Source organism: Vibrio sp. 10N.286.55.E10 (genome assembly GCF_002872555.1).
In the GTDB taxonomy this organism is placed as follows: Bacteria; Pseudomonadota; Gammaproteobacteria; order Enterobacterales; family Vibrionaceae; genus Vibrio; species Vibrio crassostreae.
Genome location: NZ_MCSD01000015.1, coordinates 1 through 13,010 on the forward strand (window position 1 = coordinate 1; position 13,010 = coordinate 13,010).

The window sequence follows — 13,010 nt, forward strand, 5'->3', positions numbered from 1 at the left end:
CGCTGAACGAGCAGAACCTGAATGAAGCCCCAACATCATCTGGCGGAGTTATCACAACTGACGAAGATACATCAACCTTCATTGAATGGGATTCATTCGGAATTACCGATGTTGATTCACCTGATTCAGCTCTAGGTATTGAGATTACCGATTTACCAGATAACGGTCAGTTTGAGTATTTCGGTGATGATGGTCAGTGGCATGACATTTCGGTTGGTCAAGTTATTGACAAGGGCGAGTTTGATGCAAATAGAGTTAGATTTACTCCGGATGAAGATGAATCTGGGTACGATAGTCACTCAACTCCAGGTATCGGGGATCAACAACAAGATTATGCACAGATTGGTTTCAAACCAACGGATGGTGTAAACGTAGGCCAAGAGTCGACTATAGCGATAAATGTTACGCCAATTGCTGATGCGCCTAACTTGATTACTAACATAGACGGTATTGAACTACCGGATCAACAATTCAACGTAAATATGTGGAATAGTGTCTCTGTTGGTTCCCAATATGGGGTTGGTAATGGTGTGGACCCTGTTACCTTGATAAATGTCATCGATGGTTTGGATAGCAACAGTAGTTCTCCAAGTAATGTCAACGATGTGCGTGATGCTAGTCAAGGTGCGGGTCAAGCTACACTCATCACTGGCTTAATTTATTTAGAAGCAGGTAAATCTTATGATTTCGTTGGTAATGCGGATGATAGTTTAGCGATAAAAATTGGTGGCGAGCTTACAGATGATGCTCGATGGGGAGATAGTAGTGGGAGTATCCAAGGGATTGCATTTACACCGACTGTGTCAGGTTTCTATCCGATAGAGGTTTACCACCATAACCAGAGTGGCCCTGGTAATTTCGATGTCAATGTTTCTGTAGATGGCGCGAGTCCTGTCAACTTAGATAACACGAACTTTGGTGTAGTCAGTGATGTGTCTCAGCTTGATAATATTGACATAAGAACATCACAACTAATTAACGAAAATGGCGTTGAGTTCTATCAGGTCTATACAACGAATGAAGGTCCGCAAGACACCCTTATTCCACTGACGGAGCTGCAAGCAAATTTAAATGATACTGATGGTTCAGAAACTTTGGCTGTTAATGTAAGTGGTTTCCCTATCGGTTCTGAGTTAAGTGATGGAGTTAATTCTCACACATTCACTAGCACTAATGAGACGTTTGATATCAGTAGTTGGGAGATGACAAATCTAACTGTCTTACCGCCTTCGGGAAGTCACGACGATTTTACTATTGATGTGGAAGCGATCGCTAGTGAAAAGGATTCAACAAGTACTGCTACGACTACGACAAGTATTGATGTGGTTGTTCATGAATACAATGTTACAAACACGCAGCCAGACACCCGTACTGTAGATGAAGATACAAGCGTCTCTGGTAACGTTTTAACAAACGATACTGATGCAGATAACATATTATCACTGCAGTCAATTGAAGTAGGAGGAACCTCCTATAACGTTGGTGAAACTATCACGCTAACTGGTGGTGAGTTGACGGTTGAGCAAGATGGTAGTTACGCGTTTGTACCATCTGATCATTGGTCAGGTAACGTTCCGACGGTGACTTACACTACAAATACTGGTGTGAGCGATACTCTCGATATTACCGTTAGTGCGGTTGCTGATGCTCCTCGCGTAACTATTGCGGTCGGAGAGCTGCAACAATCACAAGCTGTGCCTGAATTTGGTACTTCACCTAGTGATATTAGAGACCTTGTAAGTAGTGGTGAGACATCTATTGGGGGTGTTAACTTCGACCACGTTGATCAGTCTCCAGCTTTCAATAATGGCAATCAAGGCGATGACTTGATGATCGCACCGGACAATGCGGCGGCTCAGCAGTTTGTTGGCGATCAGCAAGCCGTTAACCTGAGTCAGCAGGGTAGCGATACGTTTGTTGGTACTAGTGGCAATGATTCGTTTTATGGTGGTAATGGGTCTCAGGATAGTAAAGTTGAAACGGATACAGTTATCTATCAAGGTAAATTGTCTGAATACGATCTTGATTTTAGAGGCCTGGAGCATAGCCAAGTACCTTATTGGTTAGTTAAAGATTCTCTTGAAAGAGATACATCTAGTGATAATTCACCTTCTACTGAAGATGGTGATCACTTATATGGTATTGAACGAATTATTTTCTCAGATGCTGTTGTTGAGATTGATAGTGAGACCGGAGAATATACAGTCCTACAAGACAGCGTAATACCGCTAGATATTTCAGCGGAACTCGTTGATAACGATGGTAGTGAATCGCTAGGTAATGAATTTACTCTTGAAGGCATCCCTCATGGTGTCGACTTGTACGTTGGTGGTCAGCTTATATCTCCAAACATCGACGGTTCGTATTCAATTGTTATACCTGTTTCTGGTGATGTTAGTGCAGAGCTTCGAATTCCTTATTCTTATGAAGGAGACCTTGATTTTGAGCTTTCTGTATCTGCATCATCTTCTGAATTGATTAATAATGATGAAGCAATAACTATCACGTCAGCAGATATAAGTTTCAGAAGCTATGATTTGGAATCTGGTTCCCACGGGGATGACAATATCAAAGGGACAGAGAACAACGATTTGATTGTTGGTGATGTTCAAGGGATTCAAATTGTTGCCGGTGAGGATTACAACATAGCGTTTATTCTCGATACGTCGGGTAGCATGGGAAGAGATGTCGAAACCGCAAAAGATGAACTGTTGGTTGTTTTTGACGCGATTTTTGCTAGTTCACAGGGGCAACATTCAGGGCAAGTTAATATTCTAATCACGGATTTTTCAAACAACTCAAATACGTCAGTATCTGTCGACTTGAGCAGTCAGAACCCAAGAGAACAGTTTGTCGCAGCACTTGACTCCATCACTGATGTTGGCGGAGGTGGTACCAATTACGAAGCTGGATTTCAATCTGCTGTTGAATGGTTCGCTGACCAAAACGGTGGGAACAACATTTCATATTTCATTTCTGACGGTGAGCCGACTTCCTTTACTGACAGTAGGTTAATGAAAAGTGAGTTCGATGAAATATTGATCGATTATGATTTGAGTTCGAACCAAGTTATAACACTGGCCGATTTGTTACCTACCGGATATACAAGTGGTGTTGTTAATTATAAAGGTAGTGTATTAATTGATGATAATGCCAAGTTATATTCACCATTAACAGGGGATAGAATTGGTGACTTAAGCATTAATGGTAATTCTTACGATTACTATGATAAGGGTGGCGTCAATAAACAAGGTCAACATATGTATCAATTGCTCGCATTGATGTCATCTGTTGATGCTATTGGGCTCGGTAATTCATTAGATGAAGATGTTCTCGAAGATTACGACTCTGATGGCCTAGTTGAAACGTCAATAGACGTAACGAAATTATCAGAGGTTATTCTTGGTAAAGAGGTTAGCTTGTTGCAAGGTGAAGACCAGATCGATGCCTTGGCTGGTGATGACATCATGTTCGGTGACTTAGTGCAATTTGACGGTATTTCAGGACAGGGCGTCGCAGCGATACAGAAGTACGTAGCTCAAGAAACTGGTGAGCAATTATCTTCTGTGTCAGCGCGAGATATACACAACTATATTTCAGATAACGTACAAGATTTTGACCAATCTCGAGTGAACGACAAGGACGATGTTTTATCGGGCGGCGAAGGCGACGATATTTTGTACGGTCAAGGTGGTAAAGATACGCTTATCGGTGGTCTTGGTGATGATATCTTAACTGGTGGTGACGGTGACGATCTGTTCAAGTGGGTCGACGAACCTTTCCAAGGTGATGTCGATACGATAACCGATTTTGCTCTAGGGGAAGACCATCTTGATATCTCTGAGTTGTTACCAAACGAAAGTTCAATGTTTGATCTTCTTGATCATATCACTATTGAAAAGGTTGATAATGGCGGCGGTGATAAAGACCTCGTGATTACCATTTCAGAAAACACAGATAATACAGGCCAAAGTCAAACGATTGTTCTCGACAACGTAGGTAATCAGTTCGACTCGGTAAATTCACAAGGTGATGGCTCTGTTGTTAATGGTGATTTGACCAACTTGGTGAGTCAGTTGTTCGTGAACTTACCTGACCAATACTAAAAAAGGGCCGAAAGGCCCTTTTTTATTAACTCGTTATCTAAAGCTTAACTGTCTACAGAACTTTACAAGCAAAGCCTTTTAGGTAGAAGCCTTCTGGGTAAGCAGTGTCAGTTAGGTGGTCGGCTGCTTGCTCGAAGCGCTCTACGAACTTAACAGTGCGGCCTGCGTCTAATGCTGCATCAGCGATGATCTTTTGGAATAGGTCTGTACCCATTAAGCCAGAGCAAGAGTAGGTGAGTAGGGTGCCGCCTGGTTTCAGGATTTGCATTGCAAGCATGTTAACGTCTTTGTAGCCGTTAGCGCCTGAAGTTAGGTTGTTCTTGCTTGAAACAAACTTTGGTGGGTCCATGATCACTACGTCAAACTTAGTGCCTTGGTCACGGTACTCACGAAGCAGTTTGAAAACGTCAGCGTTAAGGAACACAGCGCGCTTTTTCGAGATATCAAACTCGTTAAGTTCAGCGTTGAATTTAGCCGTATCAAGAGCAAGTTGAGATACGTCAGCGTTGATAACACGCTTCGCGTCGCCTTTGAGTGCGTAAAGGCCAAAGCCACCTGTGTATGAGAAACAGTTAAGGACATCTTTGCCTTTAACGTACTTCATCGATTCTTTGCGGCTATCACGTTGGTCCATGTAGAAGCCCGTTTTGTGGCCTTCCATAATGTTCACGCTGATCTTAACGCCGTTTTCTTCAATCACGATAGACTTCGGTGGTTCTTCACCGTGAAGAACGCCAACAACCTGTTCTAAGCCTTCTTTCTTACGAACTGCCACGTCTGAACGCTCGTAGATGTTACAGTCAGGGAAGCATTCAATTAACGCTTCAACCAACACGCTTTTGTTAAACTCAGCGCCAGCACTTAGCAGTTGGCAAACAAGGAAGTCTTGGTATTTGTCGATTGTGATGCCAGGCAGGCCATCAGACTCTGCAGCTGTTAGACGGTAACCCGTTAGGCCGTCACGTTCGATGATGTCTTCACGTAAAGACTGTGCATCTTGAATTCGTTTTACAAAGAACGCCTTGTTGATTTCTTCTTTTTCAAATGTCCAAACACGAGCTCGAATTTGAGATTCTGGTGAGTAAGCCGCTTTTGCAAGCCACTGACCATTTTGAGCATATACGTCTACAGTTTCACCTTGTTTTGGTTCGCCTTCGACCTTATCGATACCGCGAGAAAATACCCAAGGGTGTTTGCGGCGTAGTGATTTATCTCGGCCTTTAGCTAGATGAATTGAAGGAGTCATAATTTACTCTGTTTGTTGAATTTGAAGGAGGGGTATTGTCGGGGAAGTACAGGTGAAAAGCAAATAAGAAAGGGCTGCAGAAGCAGCCCTAGTATGATTAATCAACACTTAGTGGTTGGATATCAGTATTAAGCTTTAAGACCTGTCAGCAAACCTTCCATCGTATCGCTTTGTTTACGAAGTTGGTCGACATTGGAATTACTCTTACTGATCATCTCGCAGATACTGTCTGATTGATGACGAATCTCTTCAACACTTTGTGCAATGTTGTCAGCGACTACGCCTTGTTCTTCAGCCGCGGTAGCAATTTGAGTGCTGCTATCTGAAATAGACTGGTTCTTTTCAGCTAATGAACCGATCTCAACGTTCACTTCCGACATCAGTGTTTGGCCTTCACCAGCATTGTTTACCGTTACTTCCATCAGTTTGGTCAGTGATTGGCTGTTACGTTGTAATGACTCAATCATACTTTGGATTTCAACCGTTGCTTGTTGAGTACGACCAGCAAGGGCACGAACTTCATCGGCAACAACAGCGAATCCACGACCTTGCTCGCCTGCACGTGCAGCCTCTATGGCAGCATTCAGTGCCAATAGGTTAGTCTGCTCTGAAATGCCATTGATGGTTGCGACCACTTCATCGATCTGCGCCGCGTTGGCATCAAGTTCTTCTACTGCTTGTGAAGCGGATTGGATCTCTTGAGATAGGTTAGAGATAGACTCCAATGTATTTGAAACCTTGACTTGACCACTCTGCGCAACGCCGCGAGCGTCCATCGTTTGTGAACTAGACTCATGAGCAAGGGTAGCTACTTCGCGAATCGTAGCAGCCATTTGCTCCGTTGCACTTGCTAAGCTATTCAGGTGTTCTTGTTGGTTACCAGAGATGTCTGAACTTTGTTGTGTTGACTGGTTTAAGTCCGAGCTGATCTGCTGCATTAGAGCGACAGACTCTTGGATTGACAGAACCATGTTTTGTTCACGCTCTGCTACTTTGTCGATCGTAATAGCGATTTCACTAAACTCATCACGAACTAAGAAGTAGTTCATGCGGCAAGTTAGGTCACCATTAGCCAGTGTGTTTAAAGCTTTGTTCATAGAGAACATCGCACCACCGATGAAGGTCATGATGTAGTAAACACCCAGCGCGATAAGCGTTAGGGTTACAGCGATGATAGAAACCTGAGTCGTAGACAGAGCAGACCAAAGGTTTTGGTCATGGTTAGCAACTAGGCTGAATGCACCATTCATTACCGAAACAGAACCAGCACCGTAGCCCAAAGAGATGGTTTCAGAGCTGCTGACAAGTTGAGCGACTTGATCTTTAGTGAGTTGACCTGCTTCGATAAGTCCTTTCATCAAGAGCATTTCTTCTTGATAAAGGTGAGCAAGCAAAGAGTCCGCGGCGCTATCTAAAACGAGAGTTAATATAACTAGGGCGAGAAGAGGTAATAAGAAGAGTAGATAGAACTTTTCTTGGATTTTTAGGTGAATGAGATATTTGTCAATCCAACGAAATGGGATTTCTTTCATAATCGTTATACTCGAAGTAAGTCCACCAATAAGTGGTGAATGAATAGAAGCTCAACTATATCATTCATATAAATTATGAGGCAACGTTATGGAAAGTTCACAATATATTTTTGTCGTGTCAGGCGTAGTTCAATGTGTTGGGTTTCGTTACCACACCAGTAGGCAGGCGCAAGCTATGGGTCTCTCAGGCTATGCGAAGAACTTAAATGATGGTCGAGTTGAAGTATTAGCTGTCGGAGAGAGTCAGCAAATAGAGAAGTTGCATGCTTGGCTCAACATAGGCCCTTCGAGTGCAATCGTAGACAACGTAGAGATGCATCAAGTTAAAGATAGTGAGCGCCAAGACGTACGTGTAGGGACGTTTAAAATACTGTAGTTATGGCACTACAGTATTTATATCGAGCGTAATTAAATAACTTAAAGCGGGTTAGGTTTTTACAAGCACTTTGCTGGTTTAGGTAAACCGGCGAGCTTGGTTGCTTGTTTTGCCGGCCCTTTTTTGAATAACTTGAATAGGTACTTGCTGTTACCTTTTTCTGGGCCGTGCGCTTTTTGCATCGCTTTAACTAGCATACGAACCGCTGGTGAGGTATTGAACTCTTCGTAAAAGCTCCTTACAAAATGGACGACTTCTAAGTGTGCATCCGTAAGTTCAATAGCTTCATCTTGAGCAAGTATTTCAATCATACCTTCTTCCCATTGCGTGTAATCCAATAGGTAGCCTTGAGCGTCGGTTTCGATTTGCTTGCCGTTATATTCAAACATGTTTAATCCAGAATCCAATTAACTATGCGGGTAGGGTACATGACCAAGTTTATCTTTCTCAACTGAAATTGTAGCTATCCATAGAAATATCGTACTTATAGATACAAAAAAGCCCAAGAGGTAGGCTCTTGGGCTAGATATTCTTCAATGATGGGAACGATTAGTCGTCGTTGCCCATGATGCCTAGGATGCTTAGCAGGCTGATGAAGATGTTGTAGATTGATACGTACAAGCTGATCGTTGCAGAGATGTAGTTTGTTTCACCGCCACGAATGATGTTTTGCGTTGTAAGCAAGATAACACCAGTCGAGAATAGGATGAACATACCGCTCATTGCCAATGATAGTAGAGGCATCTGTAGGAAGATATTTGCAACCATACCTACAAGCAGTACTACAAAACCAGCTAATAGCATGCCGTTAAGGAACGACAGGTCACGCTTAGTTGTTAGCGCGTAAGCTGATGCGCCCATAAACGCCAGTGCTGTACCGCCAAGTGCAGTTAGGATTACATCACCCATGCCTGCGCCAACGTACATATTAAGAATTGGACCAATGGTGTAGCCTAAGAAACCTGTAAATAGGAATGTGAAGACTAGACCCATGCTGTTGTCACGGTTCTTCTCTGTTAGGAAAAGTAGGCCGTAGAAGCCAACAAGCATGATAATAAGACCCGGGCGAGGAAGGTTCATCGCCATGGATACGCCTGCTACAACAGCAGACCAAAGTAGTGTCATAGACAGTAATGCGTAGGTGTTACGCAACACTTTATTGGTTTGCAGAGCACTTTCTTGAGATGCTGTGCGTGAAAACATAGGGCTGTTCATAATCTTCCTCGTAAGGTGACTTCAATAGTTATTAGTACATTTATGGGGGTGAAAGTTCGAAAAATCAAGTCTTTCATTCCTCCTGTATACGTAAAATAATAATAAAAATAGTCGGTTAAGTGTTTCTGAAGGTGTAACAAAGTATTTCTTTAGGCTGTAATTAAGTATAGCTAAAATACGATCTTCAACCTTTAGTCGTCATAGCCAGTTATTTAGAACTTTAGAAAACCATCTATAACCTTGAAAAATAAAGAGGCGACCTAAGCCGCCTCTATAGTTTATGCATCATAACACATTAATGGTGTAAGATTTGACTTAAGAAGTTCTGCGTTCTGTCTGATTGTGGGTTTTCAAAGAAGTCGACAGGGTTGTTCTCTTCTATGATTTCACCGGCATCCATGAAGATAACGCGATCTGCTACCTCTTTAGCAAAGCCCATCTCGTGCGTCACACAAAGCATTGTCATGCCTTCTTCCGCTAGCTCAACCATTACGTCTAATACTTCACGAACCATTTCTGGATCGAGTGCCGACGTTGGCTCATCAAACAGCATCACTTGAGGGTTCATACACAAAGAGCGAGCGATAGCTACACGCTGTTGTTGACCACCTGAAAGTTGACCTGGGAACTTGTCTGCTTGCTCAGGAATTTTCACACGCTCTAGGTATTTCATCGCAATCGCTTCAGCTTCTTCTTTCGGCATCTTTTTGACCCAGATAGGGGCCAAAGTACAGTTCTCTAATACCGTCAGATGTGGGAACAGATTGAAGTGCTGGAAACACATGCCTACATCTCGGCGAACGGCTTCGATGTTCTTGAGATCTTCCGTCAATTCATTACCTGAAACAAAGATATGACCCTTTTGGTGCTCTTCTAATCGGTTGATACAGCGGATCATCGTTGATTTACCTGAGCCGGAAGGGCCACAGATAACGATTTTCTCGCCTTTTTTAACTTCTAGGTTGATGTTCTTAAGTACGTGGAATTCACCGTACCATTTGTTCATGTCTTTCAACTCGATCATAAGACCTTGGGAGTTGTTTTCTGTCTGCTGCGTCATAATACGTCCTTGATCTTGTTAATTATCGTTTGTGACCGGTGTGAAGTCTGTTTTCTAGCCATATCGAATATCTCGACATGCCAAAACAAAACACCCAGAACACTAACGCGACAAATACATAACTTTCTGTTGAATACCCAAGCCATTCAGGGTCGGTATTCGCGGCTTGGCCAATTCCTAACACATCAAACATACCAATAATTAAAACAAGACTGGTATCTTTGAACAAACCAATGAAGGTGTTCACAATTGAAGGAATCGTGATTTTAAGAGCTTGAGGAAGAATGATAAGCCCTGTCTTTTTCCAGTAGCTTAGTCCCAGAGCATCAGCCGCTTCGTATTGGCCTTTTGGTATTGCTTGTAAACCACCACGAATTACTTCTGCCATGTAGGCTGCACTGAATAGTACTACCCCAACAAGTGCTCTAATCAGCTTATCGGTTTCTGTTCCTTCTGATAAAAAGAGCGGGAGCATAACTGAGGCCATGAATAGAACGGTAATGAGCGGTACGCCACGCCAAATTTCGATGTATACGGTACACATACTACGAATGATCGGCATCTCTGAACGACGCCCAAGCGCAAGTGCAACACCAATAGGGAGTGACACTACAATACCAACAAGTGCGATGATCAGTGTGACCAGTAGACCACCCCATTTATGGGTATCGACAACTTCTAACCCAAAGACACCACCGTATAGCAAGCCAGCAATGATAAATGGGTAGATGTTTACGAAGAACAACCAGATCCACGTACGTTTAGGTGTTTTTTCGTAGGCCAGTAAGGCCACAAAAATGGCTAACGTAGCGTAGAAGAGGCGAGGTCGCCACAGTTCAGCTTCTGGGTAGAAGCCATACATGAATTGCTCCCAACGAACGCTAATAAAGACCCAACAAGCGCCTTCGCTAGTGCAGGCATCGCGTGTGGTTCCTATCCAGTCGGCACTGATGAATGCCCAATCCGCTACTGCCCATATAAGGGTAAAAGCAAAGTAAGCAAGAACCACAGTGACGACGCTGTTAATTGGTCCATTAAATAGATTTTTTCTTAACCAACCGACTGGCCCAACGGTATTCGCTGGAGGCGGAAGATCAGGTTGAAATTGATGTGTACTCATCTTATCTCTCCACCAACGCTACTTTGCGGTTGTATATGTTCATTAGAGCAGATGTTAATAGGCTCAAGGTCAGGTAGACGCCCATTGTCATCGCGATTACTTCGATAGCTTGTCCAGTTTGGTTTAATGTTGTTCCTGCAAATACAGAGACAAGATCAGGGTAACCAATGGCCATCGCAAGTGATGAGTTTTTGGTCAGGTTTAGGTACTGACTGGTTAGTGGTGGGATAATAATTCTTAATGCCTGTGGGATAATGACAAGCTTAAGGGTTCTAGATCGTGGGATTCCTAGAGACATAGCAGCCTCTGTTTGCCCATGGTTTACGGCGTTAATACCTGAACGAACAATCTCGGCAATGAACGCTGCTGTGTAGATACTTAAAGCAAGCATCAATGCAGCAAGCTCCGGGATTATGCTAATACCACCCTTGAAGTTAAACCCTTTTAAAACAGGGTAATCCGCAGAGATAGGCATACCCATAACAAAGTAAGTCACCAACGGTAAGCCTAAAATCAACGCTGCAGCAATTCGAAACATCGGTGTTTGTTGGCCGGTAAGTTTCTGTTTGTTATTCGCCCAAATGTTGATAATAAACGTAGCGATAATACCAACAATCAATGATGCGATAACAATGCTACTGCCTTGCTCTAACACTGGTGCAGGGAAGTACAATCCACGTACGTTCAAGAAAATTGCTTCACCTAGGCTCATGCTTTGACGAGCAGAAGGCAAGGCTTGCAGAACGGCGAAGTACCAGAAAAAGATTTGCAAAAGAAGAGGGATATTTCGGAATATCTCAATGTAGACAGCTGCAAATCGGCTAACTAGCCAGTTTGAAGAGAGTCTAGCGATACCCATACTAAAGCCCAGTATCGTGGCTAGCATGATGCCTAGTACTGAAACTAAAGCGGTATTGAGAAGACCGATAAAGAATGTACGACCGTATGAGAAGGTCTCGTCGTATTCAATTAGTGTTAAGCCGATGCCAAAACCAGCTTCTTGGGAGAGAAAATCAAAACCAGTGGCGATACCACGGGAATCTAAGTTAGTGAGCGCATTATTTACAATCGTGTAAAAGAAAGCACAAAGCGCCCCGACGGCGATAATTTGGAAAATGATGGAGCGAAAAGTGGGGTTGTAAAATAAGTTGGCACTTTTGGCCTGTGGCTTTGCCTGCGCTGGAGAAATAGTTTCATTAGGTTTCATACTACTATAACCTCAAATCCATTTAATAAATAGGGCGGAAAACTCCGCCCTAATTGATGCTTGAAAATTTATTAACGGATTGGTGGAGCGTACATAAAGCCGCCCGCATTCCATAATGCATTTACACCACGAGAGATTTGAAGTGGAGAACCTGTACCAACAGTACGCTCAAAACTCTCACCGTAGTTACCAACTTGCTTAATTACTTGGTAACCCCAGTCGTCACGAATGCCAAGGCCTTTACCTTTAGGACCGTCTACACCAAGAATACGTTTGATGTTTGGATCTTTTGACTTAAGCATTTCGTCTGCATTTTTAGAAGAGATGCCGTATTCTTCCGCGTTAATCATTGCTGAAAGTGTCCACTTAGCAACGTTAAACCATTTGTCATCATCTTGACGAACAACAGGACCTAGAGGTTCTTTAGAGATGATTTCAGGAAGTACTTGTGCAGATTTAGGGTCAGCGAGGTTTAGGCGAAGTGCGTATAGACCAGATTGGTCAGTCGTTAGCACGTCACAACGACCTGCGTCGAAGCCTTTAGATGTTTGTGCTGCCGTATCGAATACCACTGGCTTGTAAGACATGCCACTGTTACGGAAGTAATCGGCTAGGTTAAGTTCAGTTGTTGTACCTGATTGAACACATACAGAAGCACCATCAAGCTCTTGAGCACTTGTTAGGCCAAGCTCTTTCTTAACCATGAAGCCTTGACCATCGTAGTAGTTAACGCCTACGAAGTTCAGACCTAAAGCAGTGTCACGATGTAGTGTCCATGTTGTGTTACGAGATAGTACGTCGATTTCGCCAGATTGAAGCGCAGTAAAACGCTCTTTTGCGGTTAGAGGTACATACTTAACTTTAGTCTTGTCACCGAGTACAGCCGCTGCAAGAGCTTGACAATACTCAACATCAATTCCTTCCCATTCACCTTTTGAGTTAGGGTTAGAGAACCCTGGAAGACCTGTACTTACACCACAAGTTAGAAAACCTTGAGATGTGACTTTGTCCAGAGTGCTTTCTGCCGCTGATGCTGATGTTGCCATCATCGCAGTTGATGCAGCTACTACTGAAGCAAGAAGTGTTAGTTTATTTGTCATTTGTATCCTTCCTTGTTAACCAGGTGACACCTGATACTCGTGCTCGTT

10 protein-coding genes are annotated in these 13,010 nt (G+C 43.2%); 2 read left to right on the forward strand and 8 right to left on the reverse strand.

Annotation, left to right across the window (positions count from 1 at the left end):
• The coding region (locus BCV39_RS10670) for a VWA domain-containing protein (RefSeq protein WP_102432724.1) at window positions 1-4,106 on the forward strand (4,106 nt) is incomplete at its 5' end.
• Window positions 4,107-4,158: 52 nt separating this feature from the next.
• Here BCV39_RS10670 and BCV39_RS10675 read toward each other — a convergent pair.
• Window positions 4,159-5,352: a class I SAM-dependent methyltransferase gene (locus BCV39_RS10675; protein WP_017059708.1), complete on the reverse strand. Its 1,194-nt coding sequence runs from the start codon at window positions 5,350-5,352 to the stop codon at window positions 4,159-4,161.
• Between the two features lie 128 nt (window positions 5,353-5,480).
• On the reverse strand, window positions 5,481-6,884 hold the full coding sequence (locus tag BCV39_RS10680; protein ID WP_102432723.1) for a methyl-accepting chemotaxis protein: 1,404 nt from the start codon (window positions 6,882-6,884) through the stop codon (window positions 5,481-5,483).
• Window positions 6,885-6,972: 88 nt separating this feature from the next.
• On the opposite strand from BCV39_RS10680, the gene yccX reads away from it, so the two are divergent.
• The gene (yccX, locus tag BCV39_RS10685) at window positions 6,973-7,260 is read left to right on the forward strand and encodes an acylphosphatase (protein WP_048660773.1); all 288 of its coding nucleotides are present in this window, start codon (window positions 6,973-6,975) and stop codon (window positions 7,258-7,260) included.
• A 59-nt stretch (window positions 7,261-7,319) separates the two neighbouring features.
• Here the strand turns inward: yccX and BCV39_RS10690 are convergent, their stop codons facing one another.
• From BCV39_RS10690 to BCV39_RS10715, 6 genes are all read right to left on the reverse strand, one after another.
• Window positions 7,320-7,649 carry a TusE/DsrC/DsvC family sulfur relay protein gene (locus BCV39_RS10690; protein WP_102432722.1) on the reverse strand — a complete coding sequence of 110 codons (330 nt, stop codon included), beginning with the start codon at window positions 7,647-7,649 and terminating at the stop codon, window positions 7,320-7,322.
• 160 nt (window positions 7,650-7,809) lie between these two features.
• Window positions 7,810-8,475 (reverse strand): Bax inhibitor-1/YccA family protein, encoded by a 666-nt coding sequence (locus tag BCV39_RS10695; protein ID WP_102432721.1) that lies wholly within the window; start codon window positions 8,473-8,475, stop codon window positions 7,810-7,812.
• A gap of 295 nt (window positions 8,476-8,770) precedes the next feature.
• Window positions 8,771-9,535 (reverse strand): amino acid ABC transporter ATP-binding protein, encoded by a 765-nt coding sequence (locus BCV39_RS10700; RefSeq protein WP_017059704.1) that lies wholly within the window; start codon window positions 9,533-9,535, stop codon window positions 8,771-8,773.
• Between the two features lie 22 nt (window positions 9,536-9,557).
• On the reverse strand, window positions 9,558-10,655 hold the full coding sequence (locus BCV39_RS10705) for an amino acid ABC transporter permease (protein WP_048660774.1): 1,098 nt from the start codon (window positions 10,653-10,655) through the stop codon (window positions 9,558-9,560).
• A 1-nt stretch (window position 10,656) separates the two neighbouring features.
• Complete coding sequence (locus tag BCV39_RS10710) at window positions 10,657-11,862, reverse strand: amino acid ABC transporter permease (RefSeq protein ID WP_102432720.1); 1,206 nt, start codon at window positions 11,860-11,862, stop codon at window positions 10,657-10,659.
• Window positions 11,863-11,933: 71 nt separating this feature from the next.
• Complete coding sequence (locus BCV39_RS10715) at window positions 11,934-12,962, reverse strand: amino acid ABC transporter substrate-binding protein (protein WP_004733634.1); 1,029 nt, start codon at window positions 12,960-12,962, stop codon at window positions 11,934-11,936.
• Window positions 12,963-13,010 lie beyond the last annotated feature (48 nt).

Excerpts from the sequence above, each read along its gene's own strand:
- BCV39_RS10675 (WP_017059708.1), bottom strand. The coding sequence starts at position 5,352 with ATGACTCCTTCAATTCATCTAGCTAAAGGCCGAGATAAATCACTACGC.
- BCV39_RS10680 (WP_102432723.1), bottom strand. The coding sequence starts at position 6,884 with ATGAAAGAAATCCCATTTCGTTGGATTGACAAATATCTCATTCACCTA.
- yccX (WP_048660773.1), top strand. The coding sequence starts at position 6,973 with ATGGAAAGTTCACAATATATTTTTGTCGTGTCAGGCGTAGTTCAATGT.
- BCV39_RS10690 (WP_102432722.1), bottom strand. The coding sequence starts at position 7,649 with ATGTTTGAATATAACGGCAAGCAAATCGAAACCGACGCTCAAGGCTAC.
- BCV39_RS10695 (WP_102432721.1), bottom strand. The coding sequence starts at position 8,475 with ATGAACAGCCCTATGTTTTCACGCACAGCATCTCAAGAAAGTGCTCTG.
- BCV39_RS10700 (WP_017059704.1), bottom strand. The coding sequence starts at position 9,535 with ATGACGCAGCAGACAGAAAACAACTCCCAAGGTCTTATGATCGAGTTG.
- BCV39_RS10705 (WP_048660774.1), bottom strand. The coding sequence starts at position 10,655 with ATGAGTACACATCAATTTCAACCTGATCTTCCGCCTCCAGCGAATACC.
- BCV39_RS10710 (WP_102432720.1), bottom strand. The coding sequence starts at position 11,862 with ATGAAACCTAATGAAACTATTTCTCCAGCGCAGGCAAAGCCACAGGCC.
- BCV39_RS10715 (WP_004733634.1), bottom strand. The coding sequence starts at position 12,962 with ATGACAAATAAACTAACACTTCTTGCTTCAGTAGTAGCTGCATCAACT.